A 22,139-nucleotide genomic window follows, 5' to 3' on the forward strand; every position below is an offset into this window, starting at 1 on the left:
TTGTCGTAGTACCAGCCGGTGCAGAAGCTCGCCCCGTTGAAGCGGGCGCACGCCCGCATGGAGTAGTGCAGGTTCTTCAAGTCGTTGGAGAACTTCCTGTTGAACGGCGGCACGGGCGTGCTCCACCGCGTCAGGATGTACGCCCGTTCCTGCGCCGCTCGCGGGCCGCCCAGCGCTCCTCGCGGCGGGCGGACTGGAGTTCGCGGCGTTCGGTGCGGCGGTCCAGGCGCTCCTGGCGGCGCTCGTCCTTCAGCCGGAGGCGTTCGGCCCTGGTGAGCTTGCGCTCGACCCCGACGCCGCCCCAGAAGGCGAAGCCCGTCACCACCACGCGCGGGGCGCCCGGCTCCGGCGGCACGCCCTCCTCACTGTGGTCGAAGCCGCCCATGACACCGATGCCGCGCACGACGACCTCGACACCGGGCGGCACGATCACCTGCACTCCACCCATGATCGCCACGCAGTTGATCTCCACCTCGCGGTCGGTGAAGTTCGCCTCGCGCAGGTCGATCTCGCCGCCGCCCCAGAAGGCGAAGCAGCGGAAGCGCTTCGGCATCGTCCAGCGGCCCTTGCGCTGGAAGCCGGACATGACGGCCACTGCCCACGCCGAGGACCCCTCGCCACCGGTGATCCGCCCCGGCCAACTCCCCGCTTCCGCCGTCTCCTTGCTCAGCGGCACGACGCCGGCCCCGGCACCGGCGGCCGGCAGGTCCCGGGTGATCGGCGCCAACTCCCCGTACGTGCGCGCCTTGTAGGTGGTCTCCAGCCGCTCCTCGAACTCCCCCATGTCCAGCCGCCCTTCGGCGAGGGCGTCCCGCAGGATCTCGGCGACTCGTTCACGATCGGCGTCGGAGGCGCGCAGCTGAGGAGCATCGTCGGTCATGCACAGCAGCCTACGAGTTCCGGCGGCCGCGGGCACCCCCCGCCGGCGGGCCAGGGCGGCTACGGGACCGCGCGTTCCGCGGCGGAGGAGTACATCTTGGCGATCACCGCCTCGATGTCCGGCTCCCGCACGGACAGGTCCACCAGCGGGTACGCGGCGGCGATCCGCGCCACCAGCGGCGCGGCCGACTGCCCCGCCGGGAAGGCCAGCCACTGCCGGGGCCCCTCGACGCGCACCACACGCGCCGGCGGCACCTCCACGGGCGGCATCTCCCGCTCCAGGTCGACCACCAGCGTCCGCTCGCTCTCCCCCGCCTCGTGCAGCCCCGCGAGCGGACCGTCGTACATCAGACGACCGTGGTCGATGACCATGACCCGCGAGCACAGCTGCTCGATGTCCTGCAGATCGTGCGTGGTCAGCAGCACCGTGGTGGCCCGCTCGGCGTTCAGGTCCCGCAGGAACTCCCTGACCTTCGCCTTGCTGATCACGTCAAGCCCGATCGTCGGCTCGTCCAGGTAGAGCACCTCCGGATCGTGCAGCAGGGCCGCCGCGATGTCGCCGCGCATCCGCTGCCCGAGCGAGAGCTGCCGGACCGGCACGTCCAGCAGGTCGCCCAGTTCGAGGAGTTCGACGCAGCGGTCGAGGTTCTCGCGGTAACGCGCCATGGGGATGCGGTACATGCGGTGCGCCAGCCGGTAGGAGTCGATCAGCGGCAGGTCCCACCACAGGGTCGTACGCTGACCGAACACCACGCCGATGCGCTGCGCGAGCCGCGTCCGCTCGCGTGCGGGGTCGATGCCGGCGACCCGCAGCCGGCCGCCGCTCGGGGTCAGGATGCCGGTGAGCATCTTGATCGTGGTCGACTTGCCGGCGCCGTTCGGGCCGATGTAACCGACCATCTCGCCGCGCGCCACGGTGAAGGAGAGCGAGTCGACCGCCCGCACCTGCCGCCGCTCGCTCCTGAGGAACCCGGTCCGCCTGCGCACGTCGAAGACCTTCTCGACCCGGTCGAGTTCGATGAAGCCACCGCCCACCGGCCCACCGCCGCCCCCGGGCCCCTCGCCGCCCCCCGATCCGCCGCCGCCCCCGGCCCCGTCACCGCCCACCGACCTGCCTCCGCCCACCGTCGTACGGCCGTCCACCGTCACGTCCTCACACCCCTTCAGCTCCCCGTGCTCCGGTACGAACGCAGCCCCGCCCGCCAGGCCAGCCCCGCCAGCGCGCAGCAGCCCGCGGCCGCCGGCGGCGACGCGAACGCCACCCAGGGCGGCAGCGCGAGCGGATACGGCCGCCCGAGCACATAGGTCGCCGGCAGCCAGTTGACGAAGGCCAGCGGCAGTACGAAGGTCACCCCGCGCACCAGCTCCTTCGCGAACACCGTCGGCGGGTACTGCAGCAGCGTGACACCGCCGTAGGTGAACGCGTTCTGCACCTCGGACGCGTCCTGCGCGACGAACTGGAAGGCCGAGCCGGCCACGAACACCGCGCCGAAGATCACCGCCCCGCTGACCACCGTCACCGGCATCAGCAGCACCTTCAGCGGGGTCCAGTCCACGTCGACCGCGGCCAGCGCGAAGCCCAGCACGAGCAGCCCCTGCGTGATCCGGCCGAGGCGGCGCAGCGCGAAACGGTCCGCCGCGAGCTGCGCGAGCACCGGCGCGGGCCGCAGGAACAGCAGGTCCAGGGTGCCGTCGCGGACCCGCCGCCCCAGCCCCTCCACCGAACCGATCGCGAGGTCGGCCAGCCCGAACGCGACGGCGGAGAGCCCGTAGAGGAAGGCCACGTCGGGCAACGGCCAGCCGGCGAGCCCGTCGACCCGGGAGAACATCAGCAGGATCGCCACGAAGTCGAGCGTGGTCGCCGCGAAGTTGCCGAAGGCGGTCATCACGAACGAGGCCCGGTAGGCCATCGTGGACCGGATCCACATCCCGGCGATCAGCCGGTACGCCCGCAGCCCCTCCCCCAGGGCACGCCAACGCCGGCCCAGGGGACCGTCGCTCCTCGCGTCCGCCGGCGCACGCTGGCCCGCGGAGCCGTCACCGCTCCCCTCCGCCGTGGCGCGCGGTCCCGGTGCACGGGTCTCACCCACCCTGGACCACCACCCGCCGCGTCGCCACCGACTGCAGCAGGCGCCCCGCCAGCAGCAGCGTCACCGCCCACGCCCCCTGGAAGACATACGTGCCCAGCGCCCCGGCCCGTCCCAGCAGAACGTCCGCCGGCGCCTGGAGCAGGGACGACCACGGCAGAACCCGTACGACTTCGCCGAGCGCGCCCGGGAAGACGTTCAGCGGCAGCAGCATCCCCGAGCAGAAGGTCCCGGTGATCATCATCATCTGCAGCGCCCCCTTGCCGTCCAGCAGCCAGAACGCGCTCAGCGCCACCAGGAACCGGATCCCGAAGCTCACCAGCATGCCCAGCAGCACCGCGATCAGGAACGCCACCCAGATCCGCACGTCCGTGGGCAGCGCCACCGGGAAGAACAGCGCCCCGAAGACGAACGGGAGCAGGCCACGGCCCAGCAGCTGGAACACCGCCCGGCCCAGATCGGCCGCCAGCCACCACAGTTGCAGGTCCGCGGGCCGGTACAGGTCGATCGCGATATCACCCGTACGGATGCGCTCCATCAACTCGGCCTCGACGCCGCCGCCCCCGATAGCGAGCGTCGAGAGGAACGCCTGCCCCAGCCACACGTACGTCACGGCCTGCGCGCGGTCGTATCCGCCGAGGTGCGGCCGGACGTCCCACAGCGCAAGATACGTGTACACGAGGATGAGGCCGAACACCGTGTTCGTGAACACCCCGGCCGCCGTGGCCGCCCGATACGTCGCGTACCGTCTGAACCCGCCCGCGGCGACGGCCGTGTACAACCGTCCAGCGCCCACGCCAACCGCCCTCCAAGGTCCGCCGACACCGAAGCGCGGGAGCTTAGTGCGCACCTGACTCGGCGTGCCACGCGTTTTCCGGCTGGGACCCATCTCCCTCGACCGGGAACGGAACGCGGGGCGCGGGAGTCTTCATCAGGGGCGCAGCAGGCGCATATGGGCTTACGAGGCGTACGACGCGAAACAGGAGTACCCGCACGAGATGAGCGACGAGCCGCAGCCGCAGCAGCCGGCGCAGCCGCAGCAGCCGCAGGAACCGGCGGAGGGCCCGGACTCCGAGGAGCCGCCCGCGGCACCCGCGGCGGAGGAGACGGCACCCACGGCGCAGAGTGCGGCACCCGCGGCGGAGGGCACGGCACCGGCGGCGGAGCTCGGCCCGGACGCATCGGAGAGCAGGACGGCAACGCCGGACCGCGGGACGGCATCGGCGAAGATCGGCCCGGGCGTTGAGGAGAGCGGGACGGACGCGACGGACCGCGGGACGCCCACGGCGGACAGCCGGGCGGACGCGACGGAGGCCATCCCGCGCACGGCGGACAGCGGTGCGGACGCGACGGAAGCCATCCCGCGCATGGCGGACAGCGGTGCGGACGCGACAGAGGCCATCCCGCGCGTCGCGGACAGCCGGGCGGACGCGACGGAAGCCATCCCGCGCGTGACGGACAGCCGGGCGGACGCGACGGAAGCCATCCCGCGCGTGACGTACGGCGGGACAGCCGTGGCGGAGGCCGGCCCGCGCATGACGAAGAGCGAGACAGCCACGGCGAGGAGCGAGGCAGTCGTGGCGGAGAGCGGGACGAGGGTGGCGGAGAGCGGAACGGCCAGGCGCCCCGGACGCACCGGGCTCCGCCGACTGCTGCCCACCTGGCGCATGGTGCTCGGCGGCTTCCTCCTCGCCCTCCTGCTGCTGATCGGCGGGTTCTTCCTCGGCTACTCACTGGTCAAGATCCCGCCCGCCAACGCGCTCGCGCTCAAGCAGAGCAACGTCTACCTCTACGCCGACGGCACCGAGATCGCCCGCGACGGCGTGGTCAACCGGGAGAACGTCGGCCTCGCCCAGATCTCCAAGGACGCCCAGCACGCCGTCCTGGCCGCCGAGGACCGCGACTTCTACACCGAGTCCGCCGTCGACCCCCAGGCGATGCTGCGGGCCGGCTGGAACACCGTCACCGGCAAGGGCAGGCAGTCCGGCTCCACGATCACCCAGCAGTACGTCAAGAACTACTACCTGGGTCAGGAACAGACCGTCACCCGCAAGGTGAAGGAGTTCTTCATCGCGATCAAGCTGGACCGCAACGAGACCAAGGACGAGATCCTCCAGGGCTACCTCAACACCAGCTACTTCGGCCGCAACGCCTACGGCATCCAGGCCGCCGCCCAGGCCTACTACGGCATGAAGGCCACCGACCTCGACCCGGCCCGCGCCGCCTACCTCGCCGCGCTGGTCAACGCGCCCAGCGAGTACGACGTCGTCGCCCACCCGGAGAACAAGAGCGCGGCCGTGGCCCGCTGGAACTACGTCCTGGACGGCATGGTCAAGCAGGGCTGGCTCGCCAGGTCCGAGCGGGCCGGGCTCACCTTCCCGATGCCCAAGGAGTCCAGCGTCTCCGCCGGGATGTCCGGGCAGCGCGGCTACCTGGTCCGGATCATCCGGGACTACCTCACCGGCAACAAGATCCTCGACGAGGAGCAGCTCGCCGCCGGCGGCTACCGCATCACCACCACCCTGGAGAAGAGCAAGCAGGACGCCTTCGTCAAGGCCGTCGACGACCAGCTGATGGCCAGGCTCGACCCGAAGAACCGCAAGGTGGACTCCTACGTCCGCGCCGGCGGGGCCGCGATCGACCCCAGGACCGGCAAGGTCGTCGCGATGTACAACGGGGTCGACTACGTCAAGCAGTACACGCCCAACGCCACCCGCCGCGACTTCCAGGTGGGCTCCACCTTCAAGCCGCTCGTCTTCGCCTCGGCCGTGCAGAACCACTCCGAGACGCAGGACGGCCGCGTGATCAACCCCAACACCGTCTACGACGGCACCAACGAGCGCCCGGTGGAGGGCTGGAACGGCTCCTACGCGCCCGAGAACGAGGACGGCCGCTCCTACGGCGACATCACCGCCCGCGAGGCGACGGACCAGTCCGTCAACTCGGTCTACGCGCAGATGGCCGTCGACGTCGGACCCGACAAGGTGAAGGAGACCGCGATCGCACTCGGCCTGCCCGCCACCACCCCCGACCTGACCCCCACCCCGTCCATCGCCCTCGGCCCGGCCACCGCCAGCGTCCTCGACATGGCACAGGCGTACGCGACGCTCGCCAACCACGGGGAGCGCGGCACGTACACGATGATCGAGAAGGTCATCAAGGGGGGCGCCGAGGTCGTCGAGCTGCCGCAGCGGACCACCTCGCAGGCGATCAGCCGGGAGGCCGCCGACACCACCACCGCGGTGCTGCAGAGCGTCGTCCAGAACGGCACCGGCACCCCCGCGCAGGCCGTCGGCCGGCCCGCGGCCGGCAAGACCGGCACCGCCGAGGAGGACACCGCGGCCTGGTTCGCCGGGTACACCCCCGACCTCGCCACCGTCGTCTCCGTGATGGGCCAGGACCCGGTCACCGCCGCCCACAAGCCGCTCTACGGGGCGATGGGCCTGCCCCGGATCAACGGCAGCGGGGCGCCCACCGAGATCTGGTCCCAGTTCACCAGGGACGCCCTGGAGGACACCCCGGCCACCGACTTCGACCTCCAGCTCCAGAACGGCGCCGACGAGACCCTGGCTCCGCCCACCGACCCCTGGCAGACGCCGGACACCGGCGGGCAGGGCGACGGCGGCACCTGGCCCCCCACCGGCGGCCAGGACACCCAGGGCCAGGACGCGGGCGCGACGCAGGGCCAGACCGGCACCCCCACCGACGGCACCACCGGCGCCACCCCGACCACGGGCGGCACCACCGGCGGCACCCCCACCGACGGCACGAACGGCGGGGCCGCCACGGGCGGCACGACGGGCGACACCACCGGCGGCACGAACGGCGGACCCACCCCGACCACGGGCGGCACCACGGGCGACACCACCGGCACCACCACCGAGGGCACGAACGGCGACGGGGGAACGACGACGGGCACCGGAGGCACACCGGCCGCCTGGCAACCGTGACACCCACCGGCGGCACCGAACGCGAGAGGGCCGGTGACCACGGTCGCCGGCCCCTCTTCCCGTTCTCCGCCCGGGCGTCCTACAGGTACAGGCCGGTGGAGTCCTCCGACCCCTCGAAGCGGTCGGCGGCCACCGCGTGCAGGTCGCGCTCGCGCATCAGCACGTAGGCGATGCCGCGCACCTCCACCTCGGCGCGGTCCTCCGGGTCGTACAGCACCCGGTCGCCGGGCTCGACGGTACGGACGTTCTGCCCCACCGCGACGACCTCCGCCCAGGCCAGCCGGCGTCCCACCGCAGCCGTGGCCGGAATCAGGATGCCGCCGCCCGAACGCCGCTCGCCCTCACTGGTGTCCTGCCGCACGAGCACACGGTCGTGCAGCATGCGGATGGGCAGCTTGTCGTGGTGGGTGCTGTGCTCATGTCTGTTGGCGCTCACCCCTCGAACCTACCTGCCTTCCGCACATCCGTACGCCGGTGGGTCGCCGCCCCGTGTCAGTCCCGGCTCCGCCGCACACCCAGGGCGAGCAGCCCGACGATCCCGACGGCGACGAGCGCGACCGGCACGATCCGCTCCAGCCGGGGAGCGCCCTCCTCGTCCACGAACTGCGCCCGCACATCGGTCACGACCCGGTTGACCTGCACATAGGCCCGGCCGAGCGTGTGGTCGATGTTGGAGACGACCTTGGCCTTGGCGTCCCCGACGATGGTCTTCGGGTGCACGCGCACCCCGATCTCGTCCAGCGTCTCGGCCAGCACCTCGCGACGGCGCCTGATGTCCGCCTCGATCTCAGCCGGGGTCCTGGTGTCCGCCGTGTCCGCCACCGCTGCGCCTCCGAAGTCAACTGATGCCTGTTCGGGACAGTCTGTCAGCTCTGCGTGCGACCGTACTGTCGGCACCCCCGGATACCCTCGGACCGGGACGGCATGGCCGCCGCACCTTCACAGAACAGACGTACGAGGAGACGACCCCGATGACCGAGCGACTCCAGCCCGGGGACACGGCCCCCGCCTTCACCCTCCCCGACGCCGACGGCAACGAGGTGTCCCTGGCCGACCACAAGGGCCGCAAGGTCATCGTCTACTTCTACCCGGCCGCCCTCACCCCCGGATGCACCAAGCAGGCCTGCGACTTCACCGACAACCTGGAGCTCCTGGCCGGCGCGGGCTACGACGTCATCGGCATCTCCCCCGACAAGCCCGAGAAGCTCGCCAAGTTCCGCGAGAAGGAGAGCCTGCGCGTCACCCTGCTCGCCGACCCCGACAAGCGGGTCCTGGAGGCCTATGGCGCCTTCGGGGAGAAGAAGCTGTACGGCAAGACGGTCGTCGGCGTCATCCGCTCCACGGTCGTCGTCGACGAGGACGGCAAGGTCGAACGCGCCCTGTACAACGTCAAGGCGACCGGCCACGTCGCCAAGATCATCAAGGACCTGGGAGTCTGACGGCGCTGCCCGGCCAGTAACATGGCCGGGCAACACCAGGCGGCCGTGGTGGAATTGGCAGTCACGCTGGGTTTAGGTCCCAGTGGGGTAACTCCCGTGAGGGTTCGAGTCCCTCCGGCCGCACTGACGCTTCAGGGCCCGGCTCGAGGAGACACGAGCCGGGCCTTCGTCGTCGTCAGCCCAGCAGTTCCCGTACCACCGGTACCAGGGCGCGGAAGGCCTTGCCGCGGTGGCTGATGGCGTTCTTCTCGGGTGGGGTCAGTTCGGCGCAGGTGCGGGTCTCGCCTTCGGGCTGGAGGATCGGGTCGTAGCCGAAGCCGTTGGTGCCGGAGGGGGCGTGGCGCAGGGTGCCGGTGAGGCGGCCCTCGACCACGCGTTCCGTGCCGTCGGGCAGGGCGAGCGCCGCCGCGCAGGCGAAGTGGGCGCCGCGGTGGGCCGCGTCGATGTCGGCGAGCTGGGCCAGGAGCAGGTCGAGGTTGGCCTTGTCGTCGCCGTGGCGGCCGGCCCAGCGGGCCGAGAAGATGCCGGGGGCGCCGCCGAGGACGTCGACGCAGAGGCCGGAGTCGTCCGCCACCGCGGGCAGGCCGGTCGCCTGGGCCAGGGCGTGGGCCTTGAGCAGGGCGTTCTCGGCGAAGGTGACGCCGGTCTCCTTGACGTCGGGGACGTCGGGGTAGGCGTCGGCGCCGATCAGTTCGTGGTGCAGGCCTGCGTCGGCGATGATCGCCCTGAGTTCGGTGATCTTTCCGGCGTTGCGGGTGGCGAGGATCAAGCGGGTCATGCCGTCCAGTATCGCGGGCGGTCGGAGCGGTTCGGAGCGGCGGTCCGGAGCGGGCCGCGGGCGGACCGGGAGCGCGCGGTCCGGAGCGGCTCCGAGGGGGCGGTCCGGAGGGCGTGGTCCGTGGCCCAGGGGTACAGGCTCCGGGCGGTGCCCGCCGGTCCGCCTACGGTGTGCAGACCTTGGTCAGTTCGCCGGCCGCGTCCGTGACCGGGGTGATGTCCGGGGCCCGGTCGCCGTTCCTGATCGCGGTACGGACGTTGCGGACGGCCTTGTTCAGGTGGTCGACGGCCTTGTTGACGTCGGCGTTGTCGGTCCGGTCGCCGATCTTGCCCAGGTCCTTCTCGATGGCGGTGAGGGATGCGTCGGCCTGGGTGGGGTCGTTCGCCGCGTTCTCCACGGCCTGCTGGAGGTCGGTGACGCTGTCGGCGATGGAATCGGCGGTCTGGACGCAGTCCAGGGCCTTGTCGACGGCGCCGCAGCCGGTGAGGGCCGCGCCGGTGAGTGCGACGGCGGCCGCCGCGGCGGCGATGGCGGTGGTGCGGCCCGGGCGTCGGCGTCGGCTCGCGGCCATGGCTGGGTTCCCTCCCCGTGTGCGGCCGCCGCGGGGGCGGTCCCGTGCGTGGTGCGTGGCCGGGCGTACGGCGGTGGGCCGTACGCCCGTACCGGTAGGGACGCGGGAGGGGCCGGGCGGGTTGCCCGGGGCGGGCGGGTTTCTTGGGGCGCCCTTTACCTTGTTCCGTCGGGTTACTGGCTGAGGGCCGCCTCGAGGGCCGTGCGCTGGATGGTGGCCAGGTCGGTGCAGCCTGCGACGGCGAGGTCGAGCAGGGCGTTGAGTTCGTCGCGGGCGAAGGGCTCGGCCTCCGCGGTGCCCTGGACCTCGACGAAGCGGCCGTCGCCGGTGCAGACGACGTTCATGTCGGTGTCGGCCCGGACGTCCTCCTCGTAGCAGAGGTCGAGCAGCGGGACGCCGGCGACGATGCCGACCGAGACCGCGCTGACGGTGCCGGTCAGCGGCTGGCGGCCGGCCTTGATCAGCTTCTTGCGCTGGGCCCAGGCGACGGCGTCGGCCAGGGCGACGTACGCGCCGGTGATGGCCGCCGTGCGCGTGCCGCCGTCGGCCTGGAGGACGTCGCAGTCGAGGACGATGGTGTTCTCGCCGAGTGCCTTGTAGTCCACGACCGAGCGCAGGGAACGGCCGATGAGGCGGGAGATCTCGTGGGTGCGGCCGCCGATCTTGCCCCGGACGGACTCGCGGTCGCCGCGGGTGTTGGTGGAGCGGGGCAGCATGGCGTACTCGGCGGTGACCCAGCCCTCGCCGCTGCCCTTGCGCCAGCGCGGGACGCCTTCGGTGACGGAGGCGGTGCAGAAGACCTTGGTGTCGCCGAAGGAGACGAGGACGGAGCCCTCGGCGTGCTTGCTCCAGCCGCGGTCGATGGTGACCGGGCGGAGCTGTTCGGGGGTGCGGCCGTCGATTCGAGACATGGCCTCGAGCCTAGTCCCCCCGGGCGTCGGGGCTCCTTCCGCGGTGGGAAGGAGCCCCGAGGAGTGAATCCCGGAGCGGTCCGGGGTTCACGTGTTCACATCATGTCCTCGATCTCCGCGGCGATCGGGTCGGCGTCGGTGCCGATGACGACCTGGATGGCGGTGCCCATCTTGACGACGCCGTGGGCGCCGGCGGCCTTGAGTGCGGCTTCGTCGACCAGCGAGGGGTCGTGGACCTCGGTGCGCAGGCGGGTGATGCAGCCCTCGATCTCGTCGATGTTGTCGATGCCGCCGAGCCCGGCGACGATCTTCTCAGCCTTGCTGGCCATGTTCCTTCTCCCTGATCCGAACCCCGTTCTTGACGGACCGGTCTACACCACCTTGCGGACGGTGGCCAAACGCGGTGGGGGTCCCGGGGTCCCGTTCTCTCCGCCCACTCGCGGCTCCCGCGCCGCCACCTCGTGGGCGCCCCGCGGGCGGGCCTGCGGCGGGTACGGCGCGTAGTGGTCCGGTAGCGGGAATCGCGGGTTCCTTACCCGCCCTTCATCGTGCTACAACAGGTCTACACCACTCAGTGGTGTAGACCACAGACGCCGCCGTCCCCCTTGGTCCCGGGCGGCGCCGCTCCCGCGGCCGACAAGAAGAAGGGCGCCGGCGTGATGGCCGTGCTGCAGCGCATCGGCCGCAGCCTCATGCTGCCGGTGGCGGTCCTGCCCGCCGCCGCCCTCCTGGTGCGCCTCGGCAACACCGACATGCTCGGTCGCCCGGACTTCCCGGCCTTCCTGACGAAGATCGCGGGCTTCATGGCGGCCGGCGGCAACGCGATCCTCGACAACATGGCGCTGCTGTTCGCCGTGGGCATCGCGATCGGCTTCGCCAAGAAGTCGGACGGTTCCACCGCTCTCGCGGCAGTCGTAGGCTACCTGGTCTTCAAGAACGTGCTGGGCACGTTCACCGACAAGAACCTGCCGAAGGTGGCGCAGGCCGTCGACGGCAAGGTCGTCATGGTGAACGCCCCGGTGGACGCGAAGGTCCTCGGCGGTGTGGTCATGGGTCTCGTGGTGGCCCTGCTGTACCAGCGCTTCTACCGCACCAAGCTGCCGGACTGGGCGGGCTTCTTCGGCGGCCGCCGGCTGGTCCCGATCCTGTCCGCCTTCGCGGGTCTGCTCCTCGGCATCGTCTTCGGTTACATCTGGCCGGTCCTCGGCACGGGCCTGCACAACTTCGGTGAGTGGCTGGTGGGTTCGGGCGCCGTCGGCGCCGGCATCTTCGGTGTGGCCAACCGCGCGCTGATCCCGATCGGGATGCACCACCTGCTCAACTCGTTCCCGTGGTTCCAGGCGGGCGACTACCACGGCAAGAGCGGTGACATCGGCCGCTTCCTGGCCGGCGACCCGACCGCGGGCCAGTTCATGACCGGCTTCTTCCCGATCATGATGTTCGGTCTGCCGGCGGCGTGCCTGGCGATCGTGCACTGCGCCCGTCCGGAGCGCCGCAAGGTGGTCGGCGGCATGATGTTCTCGGTCGCGCTGACCTCGTTCGTGACGGGCGTGACCGAACCGATCGAGTTCACGTTCATGTTCATCGCGCCGGTCCTGTACGCCATCCACGCGGTGCTCACGGGTATATCGCTGGCGCTGACGTGGGCGCTGGGCATGAAGGACGGCTTCGGCTTCTCGGCGGGCGCGATCGACTTCGGGCTGAACCTCGGCATCGCGAGCAACCCGTGGGGCCTGGTCGTGGTGGGTCTGTGCTTCGCAGTCGTCTACTACGCGGTCTTCCGCTTCGCGATCACCCGGTTCAACCTGCCCACGCCGGGCCGCGAGTCCGACGAGGAGCTCGCGGAACTGCAGAAGGCCGAGGCCAAGTAGGCCACGGCGACCGTGCAGGCCACGGCAGCGGCACCACGGCGGCCCCGGAACGTTTCCGTTCCGGGGCCGCGGCCGTCACGGGGGCTCGCACCGAGGCGGTACGGGCCTCAGACCTCGTACGACGCCCCGGGTGCCGCCAGTTCGACCGGGCCGGCGTAGACCGCGCGGGCGTCCGCGAGGTTGATCCGGGGGTCGGTCCACGGGGGGACGTGGGTGAGCAGCAGGCTCCGGACGCCGGCCCGGGTGGCCGTCTCGCCCGCCTCGCGGCCGTTCAGATGGAGGTCGGGGATGTCCTCCTTGCCGTGCGTGAAGGCGGCCTCGCACAGGAACAGGTCGGCGTCCCGGGCGAGTTCCTCCAGCGCGTCGCTGAGGCCGGAGTCGCCGGAGTACGTCAGCGTCCTGCCGCCGTGCTCGATGCGGATGCCGTACGCCTCCACGGGGTGGGCCACCCGCTCGGTGTGCACCGTGAACGGGCCGATGTCGAAGGTGCCCGGCTTCACCGTGTGGAAGTCGAAGACCTCGCTCATGGACGAGGCGGTGGGGGTGTCGGCGTAGGCGGTGGTGAGCCGGTGCTCGGTGCCCTCGGGTCCGTAGACCGGGAGGGGGTCGCAGCGGCCGCCGTCGTACCGGTAGTAGCGCGCGACGAAGTACGCGAGCATGTCGATGCAGTGGTCGGCGTGCAGATGGCTCAGGAAGATCGCGTCGAGGTCGTAGAGACCGCAGTGGCGCTGCAACTCGCCCAGGGCGCCGTTGCCCATGTCGAGGAGCAGCCGGAAGCCGTCGGCCTCGACGAGGTAGCTCGAGCAGGCCGATTCCGCGGACGGGAACGACCCCGAGCAGCCGACGACGGTGAGCTTCATGGAGCAGAAACCTCCGCTGGCGGGAAACATCGAACAGACAGTGACGGGGGTCGTGCGGTCCGTCGAGAGTAAGGCGCAAAACCTCTGGTAGCTCCTCCACCAAGGGCTGTTGTGGGCGAACTCACCTGTGGTGTCACCGGTTCGGCTGGACGTGTGGCGCGGGTAGCGCGGTGAAGGGCGCGCGCCGGGGATCGCACGCCGGTAACGTCGTCCCCATGGACACGTCCTGGTGGCTCGCGCTCGCGGCGGTGGTGCTGCTCGCGCTCGTCGCCACGCTCGTCGACGGCTGGGGGCGGGGCCGCCGGCCCGAGGGGCGGCGGACGCGGCCTCCCGGGCGCCCGGCCGGACGGGCCGCGGCGCGTCCGCGGCCGGCGGAGATCTGGTGGGCGAACGTGCCGTTCGACAACGGCGCGGGGGTCAAGGACCGCCCCTGTCTGGTGCTCTCCGTGCACGGCAAGCGGGCCAGGGTCGCCAAGATCACCAGCAAGTACCACGACGAGCGGTCCGGGGTCATCCCGCTGCCGCCGGGCTCGGTGGGGGACGCGCAGGGGCGGACCAGCTTCCTGGAGACCGGCGAGGTGCGGGAGGTGCCGGTGTGGGACTTCCGCCGCCGGGTGGGGGTCGTGGACCCCGTGCTGTGGGACCAGGTGCGCTACCTGGCCGGATGAGCGGCGGCGCGGACCTCATGGCCGCGTCACCTTCACGGTGACCGTCCACTCCTGGACTCCCTTGCACGAGACACCCCCACCGCCGGTGGCGCACGCGGGCCGGGACGAGGTCAGGCGCGCGGTGCCCGGAGCGACGGCGTCGAAGGCTGCCACCGCGTCGCCCGGCAGGATGACGATGCCCGCGTTGGCCGCGCGCAGCGCGCCGCCGGTCGTCCGGACCGGCGACCACGGGCGGGCCCTGGTGCCGTCCAGGGTGAGGCGGACCTGCCCGCCCGTCTTCAGGCAGAGGGTGCGGCCGGAGTCGGCGGCGCCGAGTTCGACGCGGTCGGCGCAGCGGGCCGTCGTGGGTGACGACGGCGAGGAGGAGACGGACGCGGGGGGCGAGGCGGACGGGCTCGCGGGCGAGGACACCGGTGGGGACGCCGCGCGGCTCCCCGGGCTTCCGCCGCCGTCCCGCGCGGTGCAGCCCGTGAGGAGGAGGGCCGCTGCCGCGGCGACGGTGGCGGTGGTGCGGGGAAGCGTCGTACGGCGCATGGGGCGTCCGCCTTTCTGCCGTGCCCGGGGTGCCGTGTCCTGTCGGTCCTGTCGTTGTGCTCTTCCGCTGTGGTGCCGTTCTCGGATGTGACGTTTCTCCAGCACATCAGGATCCCTGACGCCGCGCACGCCGGGGCCCCGGCCGCACATCGCGGCCGGGGCCCATGGACTTCGGGGCGCCGTGGCGCCGGGGCGTACTACGCCCAGAGCTGGCCGTGGAGCGTCTCGATGGCCTCTTCGGTGGTGGCCGCCGTGTAGACGCCGGTCGAGAGGTACTTCCAGCCGCCGTCGGCGACGACGAACACGATGTCGGCGCTCTCCCCCGCCTTCAGCGCCTTCCGGCCGACGCCGATGGCCGCGTGCAGGGCCGCGCCGGTGGAGACGCCGGCGAAGATGCCCTCCTGCTGGAGGAGTTCGCGGGTGCGGGTGACCGCGTCGGCGGAGCCGACGGAGAAGCGGGTGGTCAGCACGGAGGCGTCGTACAGCTCGGGGACGAAGCCCTCGTCCAGGTTGCGCAGGCCGTACACGAGGTCGTCGTAGCGCGGTTCGGCGGCGACGATCCGCACGTCCGGCTTGTGCTCGCGCAGGTAGCGGCCGACGCCCATGAGGGTGCCGGTGGTGCCGAGGCCGGCCACGAAGTGCGTGATCGACGGCAGGTCGGCGAGGATCTCGGGGCCGGTCGTCGCGTAGTGGGCGCCCGCGTTGTCCGGGTTGCCGTACTGGTAGAGCATCACCCAGTCCGGGTGCTCGGCGGCCAGCTCCTTGGCGACCCGTACGGCGGTGTTGGAACCGCCGGCCGCCGGGCTGGAGATGATCTGCGCGCCCCACATGCCGAGCAGGTCCCGGCGCTCCTGCGAGGTGTTCTCGGGCATCACGCACACCATGCGGTAGCCCTTGAGCTTCGCCGCCATGGCCAGGGAGATGCCCGTGTTGCCGGAGGTCGGCTCCAGGATCGTGCATCCCGGGGTGAGCCGGCCCTCCTTCTCCGCCTGCTCGATCATGTACAGGGCGGGGCGGTCCTTCACCGAGCCGGTGGGGTTGCGGTCCTCCAGCTTCGCCCAGATGCGGACGTCGTCGGACGGCGAGAGCCGCGGCAGGCGCACCAGCGGGGTGTTGCCGACCGCGGCCAGCGGAGAGTCGTAGCGCATGGGGATCAGGCCATACCGCCGGCCACGGCCGGCAGGATCGTCACGTTGTCGCCGTCGGCGAGCTTGGTGGTGATGCCGTCGAGGAAGCGGACGTCCTCGTCGTTGAGGTACACGTTCACGAAGCGGCGCAGTTGGCCGCCGTCGACGATGCGGGCCTGGATGCCCGGGTGCCGGGTCTCGAGGTCGGCGAACAGGTCGGCGAGGGTGTCCCCGGTGCCCTCGACGGCCTTCTGGCCGTCGGTGTACTGGCGCAGGATGGTGGGGATGCGGACCTCGATGGCCATGGCTTGGGGCTCCTGTCGGTAAGTCTGAGGGTTGGAGGGGCGCGCTACAGCGCACCGCGGCTCACGGCCGTACGGCGGCGGGGTGCGTCAACAGATGGCGCTGTTCAGCCTGCACAGGTCGACGTGCAGCCGCGCCACGAGCAGCATGCCCGGCGTCCTGTCGCTCACGTCATCAACAACCATGCGGTCATCGTATCGATTCCCGGTCCGGCCACCGGAATGTGATCTCGCATCGTGGATGAATTCTGACCGAACTGCGGGATGCGGCCGGGCCCGGCGGGCGTTCGGCGGGCGTTCGGCGGCGCTCGGCAGGCGCTCAGTAGGCCTCGACGACCTTGACCTCCTCCTCCGTGACCTCGCCCTCGACGATGCGGAAGGAGCGGAACTGGAAGTCGCCGGCGCCGTCGGTGTCCGCGGTGGAGACCAGGACGTAGTGGGCGCCGGGCTCGTTGGCGTAGGAGAGGTCGGTGCGGGAGGGGTAGGCCTCGGTCGCGGTGTGGGAGTGGTAGATGATCACCGGCTCCTCGTCGCGGTCGTCCATCTCGCGGTACAGCTTGAGCAGGTCCTGCGAGTCGAACTCGTAGAAAGTGGGCGAGCGGGCCGCGTTCAGCATCGGGACGAAGCGCTCCGGGCGGCCGGAGCCCTCGGGACCGGCGACCACGCCGCACGCCTCGTCGGGGTGGTCCGCGCGGGCGTGGGCGACGATCTGGTCGTAGAGGGCCTGGGTGATGGTCAGCATGACGGCCAGCATAAGCAGAGGGCCGCCCCGTACCGGAAGGTGGTACGGAACGGCCCATATGACGGACGCCCTGAGCGGCCGCCGGGGCTTCCACGAGCAGCCCCGGCGGCCGGACGTCCGGGCGGGTGAGGTCAGCCGACCTTCTCGAGCTCCGGGTCGCGGCGCTCGGCGACCTGCGGGTTGCGGGCCTTGAGGACCGCCCAGCCGGCGGCCAGGACGGCGGCCCAGACGGCCATCACGTACAGGCAGACGCGGGAGTCGGCGTCGATGGCGATCAGCCCGGTGACGAAGAGCAGGAACACAATGGCGACCCAGCTGCACTTCGCGCCGCCCGGCGCCGGGAAGGCGGAGGCGGGCAGCCGGCCCGCGTCGACCGCGCGGCGGTAGAGCACGTGGCTGACCAGGATCATCAGCCAGGTCCAGATGCCGGCCGCGGTGGCGACGGAGGTGACGTAGCCGAAGGCCTTCTCCGGGACGATGTAGTTCAGCACGACGCCGATGCCCATGAAGGCGACCGAGACGGTGATGCCGAGGGCCGGGGTCTTGGAGGCCGACAGCCGGCTGAAGACGCGGGGCGCCTCGCCGTTGTCCGCGAGAGTGCGCAGCATACGGCCGGTGGAGTACATGCCGGAGTTGCAGGACGACAGGGCCGCGGTGAGCACCACGAAGTTGACGATGCCCGCGCCGGCCGGGATGCCGATCACGGCGAACGCCTTCACGAAGGGGCTGACGCCCTCCGCGAACTGGGTCCACTTCACCACGCACAGGATGACGGTGAGCGCGCCGACGTAGAACAGGGCGATGCGCCAGGGCAGGGTGTTGATCGCCTTGGGGAGGGTCTTCTCCGGGTTCTCGGACTCGCCCGCGGTGACGCCGACCAGCTCGACGGCGAGGTAGGCGAACATCACGCCCTGGAGGGTCATCAGGGAGGAGCCGATGCCCTTGGGGAAGAAGCCGTCGAACTGCCAGAGGTTGGCGACCGAGGCGGTGTCGCCGGCGGCGCTGAAGCCGAAGGTCAGCACGCCCAGGCCGATGACGATCATGCCGATGAGCGCGGTCACCTTGACCATCGAGAACCAGAACTCGATCTCGCCGAACAGCTTCACCGAGATCAGGTTGGCCACGAAGAGGACCACCAGGAAGACCAGGGCCGTCACCCACTGCGGGATGTGCGGGAACCAGTAGTGGACGTAGATCGCGGCGGCCGTCAGCTCGGCCATCCCGGTCACCACCCACATCAGCCAGTAGGTCCAGCCGGTGAAGTAGCCGAAGAACGGGCCGAGGAACTCACGGGAGTACTCCGCGAAGGAGCCCGAGACGGGGCGGTAGAGCAGCAGCTCGCCGAGCGCCCGCATGATGAAGAAGATGATGACGCCCGCGATGGCGTACATGAAGATGAGACTGGGTCCGGCCTTGGCGATGTTCGCCCCGGCACCCAGGAAGAGGCCGACGCCGATCGCGCCGCCGATCGCGATCATCTGGACCTGACGGCTGCCGAGCCCGCGCTCGTACCCCTCCTCGGGGGCGTCGCCGCTCACGGCCTCACTGCCGGCCCGGCTCGTAACGTTCTTACCGACCTGCGACGAGGTCATGTGTGGTGCGCCTTTCTCCATGCCGACCCGGGCCGCTGGTCGGCCTCGGATCGGGTTGCGATCCCCCCGGAACTGGAGCTGTGCCTGGCCGGCGGTCGCCGGCTCGGTGGCGCACCCGACGGGACATGGGTGGTGTCCGTCGGGCGGTCGTGAAGATCTATCACGGCCGCAACACTGATCGCCGGAAGGTCCTGTGGCGCATCACACAGGAAGAAGTGGACAAAAGTTGCCCCAAATGGCCATACGGGGCCGCCACGGTGACGCGATCGTTATCCGGATTTGAGCGTCCTCTGAGCGAACACCGAAACCGGAGAGATCAGGGCATAAGCGTCGAGACGAGCGTCTCCTGGAGTCCGCCGAGCCACAGGTAGGCCATCACCATCGGCTTGCGCGGGTCCTCGTCCGGCAGGCGGTAGAGGGCGTCGGTCTCGTCCTCGTCGACGATGTCCAGCCGGGAGCCGATGGCCAGGCGCAGGTCGTTGAGGGCGCCGAGCCACTGCCGGGACTCCTCGACCGACAGCTTCAGCACGGCTCCGCCCTCACCGGGGGACGACAGCTCGTCCAGCGAGCGGATCACCGCCAGGGCGTTATCGCGCTTGCCCGCACGCAGGTCGTTCTCGGTGTAGCGGCGGAACTCGGCGGAGTGGGCGCGCTGCTCCTCGGCCTCGCGGGGCGAGCCGGGGTCCTGCTCGGGGTCGCTGTAGGCGTCCGGGAAGAGCCGCTTGAGCACCGGGTCGGCGGGCGGCTCGCTCGGGCCCTCGGCGAACAGCTCGGCGAGCGGGTCGTCGGGCCGGTCCTCGCCCGGGCCGGGGCCGATCAGCTCCAGGAGCTGCACGGCCAGCGACCGGATGATCGAGATCTCGACCTCGTCGAGCGCGACGGCCGCGCCGCCGCCGGGGAGCGGTTCGAAGGTTCCTGGCATGAAGGGGGTTCGCTGCTTCCGGTCCGGGGCGGTTCGCGGTCTGCGGTCTCGGGGCTACTTGCGGTCCTGCTGGAGCGTGGCCCACAGGCCGTAGCCGTGCATCGCCTGCACGTCGCGTTCCATCTCCTCGCGGCTGCCGCTGGAGACGACCGCCCGGCCCTTGTGGTGGACGTCGAGCATGAGCTTGGTGGCCTTGTCCTTGGGATAGCCGAAGTACGACTGGAAGACGTACGTGACGTAGCTCATGAGGTTGACCGGGTCGTTGTGGACGATCGTGACCCAGGGGACGTCGGGCTCGGGGACGGCGAGCGCTTCCTCCGCCGACTCGGGGCGTTCGATCTCTACGGGCGCGGGTGACGTCACACTGCCCATGCTGCCACCGCAGGGGGGTGGGAGCACAAACCGGCCCGGCCCGGCGTGGGGCGGCATCCAAAATCGTCAGACTGACGAAATGGGAGTACGATCCTTCGCCATGCTGCATTTCCCGGGGCGACCCCCCGGGCCCCCGGCCGATGCCGGGGGTCGGCCCGCGAGACATGAACTAGGAGATTCCGGTGGGCGTAGCGGACCTTGGGCTGCCGGTGGACGTTCCCTCGACGGCGCTCTTCACCGACCACTACGAGCTGACGATGCTGCAGGCCGCGCTGAAGGCGGGCACCGCCGGGCGGCGCAGCGTCTTCGAGGTCTTCACCCGGCGACTGCCGGACGGGCGCCGCTACGGCGTGGTGGCGGGCACCGGGCGCGTGCTGGACGCGGTGGAGAACTTCCGCTTCGACGCCGGCGTCCTGGACTTCCTGCGCGAGCGCCGGATCGTCGACGAGCCCACGCTCCGGTGGCTGGCCGACTACCGGTTCGGCGGTGACATCTGGGGCTATCCCGAGGGCGAGGTGTACTTCCCGGGCTCGCCGGTCCTGCGGGTCGAGGGGTCCTTCGCCGAGTGCGTGCTGCTGGAGACGGTGATCCTGTCGATCCTCAACCACGACTCGGCGATCGCGGCCGCCGCCTCCCGCATGGCCTCCGCCGCCGGCGGGCGTCCGCTGATCGAGATGGGCGCCCGCCGCACCCACGAGCTGGCCGCGGTCGCCGCCTCCCGGGCCGCCTACGTCGGCGGCTTCACCTCCACCTCCGACCTGGCCGCCGGCTTCCGCTACAACATCCCGACCGTGGGCACCTCCGCCCACGCCTTCACGCTGCTGCACGACCGCGAGCGGGACGCCTTCCGGGCGCAGGTCGACTCCCTCGGCCGGGACACCACGCTGCTGGTGGACACCTACGACGTCGCCGAGGCGGTCCGTTCGGCGGTGGAGGTGGCCGGGCCCGCGCTGGGCGCGGTGCGCATCGACTCCGGGGACCTGCTGCTGGTCGCGCACCGGGTGCGGCAGCAGCTGGACGAGCTGGGCGCGACCGGCACGAAGATCGTCGTGACCTCCGACCTGGACGAGTACGCGATCGCCTCGCTGGCGGCGGCGCCGGTGGACGCCTACGGCGTCGGCACCCGGCTGGTGACCGGCTCCGGGCACCCGACCTGCTCGATGGTCTACAAGCTGGTCGCGCGGGCCGAGTCCGCCGATACGGCGGCGCCGCTGGTGCCGGTGGCGAAGAAGTCCAGCGGGGGCAAGACGTCCGTCGGCGGCCGCAAGTGGGCGGCCCGGCGGCTGGACGAGCACGGCGTGGCGGAGGCCGAGGTGGTCGGCACCGGGCCGGTGCCCGCGGAGCTCGCCGGGCGGCAGCTTCTGGTGGAGCTGGTCAAGGGCGGCGAGGTGGTCGCCCGGGAGCCGCTGGACACGGCCCGCGACCGGCACGCGGCGGCCCGTGCCGGCCTGCCGCTGTCGGCGACCCAGCTCTCGCACGGGGAACCGGTCATCGCGACGGAGTACGTGCACGGCGGCTCGGGTAGCTAGAGCGAGTGCCACCCGGCCCCCGACCCCGTCCGCGCCCGGCCCCGCCCGCCTACGCCCGTCCCGCCCGCCTACGCCCGCCCCGCCCGTCCCCGTCCGTCCGGCCTCCGCGGGCCCGCCCGCCCGCGGCCGTCCTTCCGCCCGCGCCGACCCGTCCGGCCATCGGCCGCGCTTCCGCCCGTCGCGACCGCGCGCCGTGCCGTCGGCCGTCCGTACCTCAGTGACCCGACCGCCCGTCTCCGCCCGTCCGGCCCATGGCCACCCGACCGCCCTCCCGGCACCCGGCCCTCTCCCGCGCGTCCGCGGGAGTCTCTAGGCTCGTAAGTGCACCGGCCGGGCAACCGCACGCCATGCTCCCGCCCCGACAGCCGAAGGACACCGACCATGCGCCGCGCCTTGATCGTCGTTGACGTGCAGAACGACTTCTGCGAGGGGGGCAGTCTCGCGGTGGCCGGGGGTGCCGATGTCGCCGCCGCGATCACCGAGCTGGTCGGCCAGGCGCCCGCCGGGTACCGCCACGTGGTGGCGACCCGCGACCACCACATCGCCCCCGGCGGGCACTTTGCCGACAACCCCGACTTCGTCCGCTCCTGGCCCGCGCACTGCGTGGCGGGCACGGAGGGAGTGGGCTTCCACCCGAACTTCGCCCCGGTCGTCGCCTCCGGCGCGGTCGACGCCGTCTTCGACAAGGGCGCCTACGCCGCCGCGTACAGCGGCTTCGAGGGCGCGGACGAGAACGGGGTGTCCCTCGCCGACTGGCTCAGGGGCCGGGAGATCGACGAGGTGGACGTCGTCGGCATCGCCACGGACCACTGCGTGCGGGCCACCGCCCTGGACGCCGTGAAGGAGGGCTTCCGCACCCAGGTGCTGCTGGACCTCACCGCCGGGGTGGCCCAGGAGACCACCGAACGGGCGCTGGAGGAGATGCGGCAGGCGGGGGTCGAGCTCACCGGCAAGCCGGTCGTGGCCGGGGCCTGAGCCCCGGCCGCCGTTCGGACCCCACCGGCG

Annotated in this window: 25 protein-coding genes and 1 tRNA gene; 7 read left to right on the forward strand and 19 right to left on the reverse strand. The window is 71.7% G+C overall.

Translation table 11 applies throughout. The features are described 5' to 3' along the window. Window positions 1–130 precede the first annotated feature (130 nt). From ACF1A5_RS24645 to ACF1A5_RS24660, 4 genes are all read right to left on the reverse strand, one after another. Complete coding sequence (locus tag ACF1A5_RS24645; protein ID WP_392195031.1) at window positions 131–880, reverse strand: DUF1707 domain-containing protein; 750 nt, start codon at window positions 878–880, stop codon at window positions 131–133. A gap of 59 nt (window positions 881–939) precedes the next feature. Continuing rightward, window positions 940–1,914: an ATP-binding cassette domain-containing protein gene (locus ACF1A5_RS24650; RefSeq protein WP_392195072.1), complete on the reverse strand. Its 975-nt coding sequence runs from the start codon at window positions 1,912–1,914 to the stop codon at window positions 940–942. A 128-nt stretch (window positions 1,915–2,042) separates the two neighbouring features. Next, on the reverse strand, window positions 2,043–2,867 hold the full coding sequence (locus ACF1A5_RS24655) for an ABC transporter permease (RefSeq protein ID WP_392195073.1): 825 nt from the start codon (window positions 2,865–2,867) through the stop codon (window positions 2,043–2,045). Window positions 2,868–2,961: 94 nt separating this feature from the next. Next, window positions 2,962–3,762 (reverse strand): ABC transporter permease, encoded by an 801-nt coding sequence (locus ACF1A5_RS24660; RefSeq protein ID WP_392195032.1) that lies wholly within the window; start codon window positions 3,760–3,762, stop codon window positions 2,962–2,964. Window positions 3,763–4,633: 871 nt separating this feature from the next. On the opposite strand from ACF1A5_RS24660, the gene ACF1A5_RS24665 reads away from it, so the two are divergent. Continuing rightward, window positions 4,634–6,916, forward strand: coding sequence for a transglycosylase domain-containing protein (locus ACF1A5_RS24665; RefSeq protein WP_392195074.1), 2,283 nt, complete (start codon window positions 4,634–4,636; stop codon window positions 6,914–6,916). A 79-nt stretch (window positions 6,917–6,995) separates the two neighbouring features. On the opposite strand, the gene ACF1A5_RS24670 is transcribed toward ACF1A5_RS24665, so the two are convergent. Together ACF1A5_RS24670 and ACF1A5_RS24675 are read right to left on the reverse strand one after the other, a co-directional pair. Further along, window positions 6,996–7,352, reverse strand: coding sequence for a co-chaperone GroES (locus ACF1A5_RS24670; protein WP_356193026.1), 357 nt, complete (start codon window positions 7,350–7,352; stop codon window positions 6,996–6,998). A gap of 56 nt (window positions 7,353–7,408) precedes the next feature. Continuing rightward, window positions 7,409–7,738 carry a DUF3618 domain-containing protein gene (locus ACF1A5_RS24675; protein WP_392195033.1) on the reverse strand — a complete coding sequence of 110 codons (330 nt, stop codon included), beginning with the start codon at window positions 7,736–7,738 and terminating at the stop codon, window positions 7,409–7,411. A gap of 149 nt (window positions 7,739–7,887) precedes the next feature. On the opposite strand from ACF1A5_RS24675, the gene bcp reads away from it, so the two are divergent. Next, on the forward strand, window positions 7,888–8,355 hold the full coding sequence (gene bcp / locus ACF1A5_RS24680) for a thioredoxin-dependent thiol peroxidase (protein WP_392195034.1): 468 nt from the start codon (window positions 7,888–7,890) through the stop codon (window positions 8,353–8,355). Between the two features lie 39 nt (window positions 8,356–8,394). Beyond that, window positions 8,395–8,478: transfer RNA gene (locus tag ACF1A5_RS24685), tRNA-Leu, on the forward strand. Window positions 8,479–8,530: 52 nt separating this feature from the next. Here ACF1A5_RS24685 and rdgB read toward each other — a convergent pair. From rdgB to ACF1A5_RS24705, 4 genes are all read right to left on the reverse strand, one after another. After that, window positions 8,531–9,133: an RdgB/HAM1 family non-canonical purine NTP pyrophosphatase gene (gene rdgB, locus ACF1A5_RS24690; protein WP_392195035.1), complete on the reverse strand. Its 603-nt coding sequence runs from the start codon at window positions 9,131–9,133 to the stop codon at window positions 8,531–8,533. A gap of 163 nt (window positions 9,134–9,296) precedes the next feature. Next, on the reverse strand, window positions 9,297–9,704 hold the full coding sequence (locus ACF1A5_RS24695) for a hypothetical protein (protein ID WP_392195036.1): 408 nt from the start codon (window positions 9,702–9,704) through the stop codon (window positions 9,297–9,299). Between the two features lie 173 nt (window positions 9,705–9,877). After that, on the reverse strand, window positions 9,878–10,615 hold the full coding sequence (rph, locus tag ACF1A5_RS24700) for a ribonuclease PH (RefSeq protein WP_392195037.1): 738 nt from the start codon (window positions 10,613–10,615) through the stop codon (window positions 9,878–9,880). Between the two features lie 95 nt (window positions 10,616–10,710). Continuing rightward, complete coding sequence (locus tag ACF1A5_RS24705) at window positions 10,711–10,944, reverse strand: glucose PTS transporter subunit EIIB (RefSeq protein WP_392195038.1); 234 nt, start codon at window positions 10,942–10,944, stop codon at window positions 10,711–10,713. 330 nt (window positions 10,945–11,274) lie between these two features. Between ACF1A5_RS24705 and ACF1A5_RS24710 the strand changes: the two genes are divergently transcribed. Continuing rightward, window positions 11,275–12,486: a PTS transporter subunit EIIC gene (locus ACF1A5_RS24710; protein ID WP_392195039.1), complete on the forward strand. Its 1,212-nt coding sequence runs from the start codon at window positions 11,275–11,277 to the stop codon at window positions 12,484–12,486. 107 nt (window positions 12,487–12,593) lie between these two features. Here the strand turns inward: ACF1A5_RS24710 and ACF1A5_RS24715 are convergent, their stop codons facing one another. Further along, window positions 12,594–13,346 (reverse strand): MBL fold metallo-hydrolase, encoded by a 753-nt coding sequence (locus tag ACF1A5_RS24715; protein ID WP_392195040.1) that lies wholly within the window; start codon window positions 13,344–13,346, stop codon window positions 12,594–12,596. Between the two features lie 215 nt (window positions 13,347–13,561). On the opposite strand from ACF1A5_RS24715, the gene ACF1A5_RS24720 reads away from it, so the two are divergent. Then, complete coding sequence (locus tag ACF1A5_RS24720; RefSeq protein ID WP_392195041.1) at window positions 13,562–14,014, forward strand: type II toxin-antitoxin system PemK/MazF family toxin; 453 nt, start codon at window positions 13,562–13,564, stop codon at window positions 14,012–14,014. 15 nt (window positions 14,015–14,029) lie between these two features. Here the strand turns inward: ACF1A5_RS24720 and ACF1A5_RS24725 are convergent, their stop codons facing one another. The 8 genes from ACF1A5_RS24725 to clpS all read right to left on the reverse strand — a co-directional run bounded on the left by ACF1A5_RS24725 (window position 14,030) and on the right by clpS (window position 19,605). Continuing rightward, complete coding sequence (locus ACF1A5_RS24725) at window positions 14,030–14,548, reverse strand: hypothetical protein (protein WP_392195042.1); 519 nt, start codon at window positions 14,546–14,548, stop codon at window positions 14,030–14,032. A gap of 197 nt (window positions 14,549–14,745) precedes the next feature. After that, window positions 14,746–15,696 carry a PLP-dependent cysteine synthase family protein gene (locus ACF1A5_RS24730; protein ID WP_392195043.1) on the reverse strand — a complete coding sequence of 317 codons (951 nt, stop codon included), beginning with the start codon at window positions 15,694–15,696 and terminating at the stop codon, window positions 14,746–14,748. Between the two features lie 5 nt (window positions 15,697–15,701). Continuing rightward, a complete protein-coding gene (locus tag ACF1A5_RS24735; RefSeq protein WP_356192992.1) occupies window positions 15,702–15,980 on the reverse strand; it encodes a MoaD/ThiS family protein in 279 nt (92 codons plus the stop codon). Window positions 15,981–16,067: 87 nt separating this feature from the next. Beyond that, window positions 16,068–16,163 carry a putative leader peptide gene (locus ACF1A5_RS24740; protein WP_356192990.1) on the reverse strand — a complete coding sequence of 32 codons (96 nt, stop codon included), beginning with the start codon at window positions 16,161–16,163 and terminating at the stop codon, window positions 16,068–16,070. A gap of 133 nt (window positions 16,164–16,296) precedes the next feature. Then, window positions 16,297–16,719: a Mov34/MPN/PAD-1 family protein gene (locus tag ACF1A5_RS24745; protein ID WP_392195044.1), complete on the reverse strand. Its 423-nt coding sequence runs from the start codon at window positions 16,717–16,719 to the stop codon at window positions 16,297–16,299. 131 nt (window positions 16,720–16,850) lie between these two features. Next, window positions 16,851–18,311 carry an amino acid permease gene (locus ACF1A5_RS24750; protein ID WP_392195045.1) on the reverse strand — a complete coding sequence of 487 codons (1,461 nt, stop codon included), beginning with the start codon at window positions 18,309–18,311 and terminating at the stop codon, window positions 16,851–16,853. A gap of 316 nt (window positions 18,312–18,627) precedes the next feature. Continuing rightward, the gene (locus tag ACF1A5_RS24755) at window positions 18,628–19,233 is read right to left on the reverse strand and encodes a DUF2017 domain-containing protein (RefSeq protein WP_392195046.1); all 606 of its coding nucleotides are present in this window, start codon (window positions 19,231–19,233) and stop codon (window positions 18,628–18,630) included. Window positions 19,234–19,287: 54 nt separating this feature from the next. Further along, complete coding sequence (clpS, locus tag ACF1A5_RS24760; RefSeq protein WP_392195047.1) at window positions 19,288–19,605, reverse strand: ATP-dependent Clp protease adapter ClpS; 318 nt, start codon at window positions 19,603–19,605, stop codon at window positions 19,288–19,290. 182 nt (window positions 19,606–19,787) lie between these two features. Between clpS and ACF1A5_RS24765 the strand changes: the two genes are divergently transcribed. Together ACF1A5_RS24765 and ACF1A5_RS24770 are read left to right on the forward strand one after the other, a co-directional pair. Then, window positions 19,788–21,134: a nicotinate phosphoribosyltransferase gene (locus tag ACF1A5_RS24765; RefSeq protein ID WP_392195048.1), complete on the forward strand. Its 1,347-nt coding sequence runs from the start codon at window positions 19,788–19,790 to the stop codon at window positions 21,132–21,134. A gap of 381 nt (window positions 21,135–21,515) precedes the next feature. Then, window positions 21,516–22,109, forward strand: a complete 594-nt coding sequence (locus ACF1A5_RS24770) for an isochorismatase family protein (protein WP_392195049.1) — start codon at window positions 21,516–21,518, stop codon at window positions 22,107–22,109. Window positions 22,110–22,139: the final 30 nt, after the last annotated feature.

Source organism: Streptomyces sp. NPDC014864, assembly GCF_043081525.1.
Taxonomy (GTDB): domain Bacteria; phylum Actinomycetota; class Actinomycetes; order Streptomycetales; family Streptomycetaceae; genus Streptomyces.

Excerpts from the sequence above, each read along its gene's own strand:
- bcp (WP_392195034.1), top strand. The coding sequence starts at position 7,888 with ATGACCGAGCGACTCCAGCCCGGGGACACGGCCCCCGCCTTCACCCTC.
- ACF1A5_RS24710 (WP_392195039.1), top strand. The coding sequence starts at position 11,275 with ATGGCCGTGCTGCAGCGCATCGGCCGCAGCCTCATGCTGCCGGTGGCG.
- ACF1A5_RS24695 (WP_392195036.1), bottom strand. The coding sequence starts at position 9,704 with ATGGCCGCGAGCCGACGCCGACGCCCGGGCCGCACCACCGCCATCGCC.
- ACF1A5_RS24745 (WP_392195044.1), bottom strand. The coding sequence starts at position 16,719 with ATGCTGACCATCACCCAGGCCCTCTACGACCAGATCGTCGCCCACGCC.
- ACF1A5_RS24735 (WP_356192992.1), bottom strand. The coding sequence starts at position 15,980 with ATGGCCATCGAGGTCCGCATCCCCACCATCCTGCGCCAGTACACCGAC.
- ACF1A5_RS24750 (WP_392195045.1), bottom strand. The coding sequence starts at position 18,311 with ATGACCTCGTCGCAGGTCGGTAAGAACGTTACGAGCCGGGCCGGCAGT.
- rdgB (WP_392195035.1), bottom strand. The coding sequence starts at position 9,133 with ATGACCCGCTTGATCCTCGCCACCCGCAACGCCGGAAAGATCACCGAA.
- ACF1A5_RS24740 (WP_356192990.1), bottom strand. The coding sequence starts at position 16,163 with ATGGTTGTTGATGACGTGAGCGACAGGACGCCGGGCATGCTGCTCGTG.
- ACF1A5_RS24645 (WP_392195031.1), bottom strand. The coding sequence starts at position 880 with ATGACCGACGATGCTCCTCAGCTGCGCGCCTCCGACGCCGATCGTGAA.
- rph (WP_392195037.1), bottom strand. The coding sequence starts at position 10,615 with ATGTCTCGAATCGACGGCCGCACCCCCGAACAGCTCCGCCCGGTCACC.
- ACF1A5_RS24665 (WP_392195074.1), top strand. The coding sequence starts at position 4,634 with ATGGTGCTCGGCGGCTTCCTCCTCGCCCTCCTGCTGCTGATCGGCGGG.
- ACF1A5_RS24715 (WP_392195040.1), bottom strand. The coding sequence starts at position 13,346 with ATGAAGCTCACCGTCGTCGGCTGCTCGGGGTCGTTCCCGTCCGCGGAA.
- ACF1A5_RS24705 (WP_392195038.1), bottom strand. The coding sequence starts at position 10,944 with ATGGCCAGCAAGGCTGAGAAGATCGTCGCCGGGCTCGGCGGCATCGAC.
- ACF1A5_RS24770 (WP_392195049.1), top strand. The coding sequence starts at position 21,516 with ATGCGCCGCGCCTTGATCGTCGTTGACGTGCAGAACGACTTCTGCGAG.
- ACF1A5_RS24730 (WP_392195043.1), bottom strand. The coding sequence starts at position 15,696 with ATGCGCTACGACTCTCCGCTGGCCGCGGTCGGCAACACCCCGCTGGTG.
- ACF1A5_RS24720 (WP_392195041.1), top strand. The coding sequence starts at position 13,562 with ATGGACACGTCCTGGTGGCTCGCGCTCGCGGCGGTGGTGCTGCTCGCG.
- ACF1A5_RS24725 (WP_392195042.1), bottom strand. The coding sequence starts at position 14,548 with ATGCGCCGTACGACGCTTCCCCGCACCACCGCCACCGTCGCCGCGGCA.
- ACF1A5_RS24755 (WP_392195046.1), bottom strand. The coding sequence starts at position 19,233 with ATGCCAGGAACCTTCGAACCGCTCCCCGGCGGCGGCGCGGCCGTCGCG.
- clpS (WP_392195047.1), bottom strand. The coding sequence starts at position 19,605 with ATGGGCAGTGTGACGTCACCCGCGCCCGTAGAGATCGAACGCCCCGAG.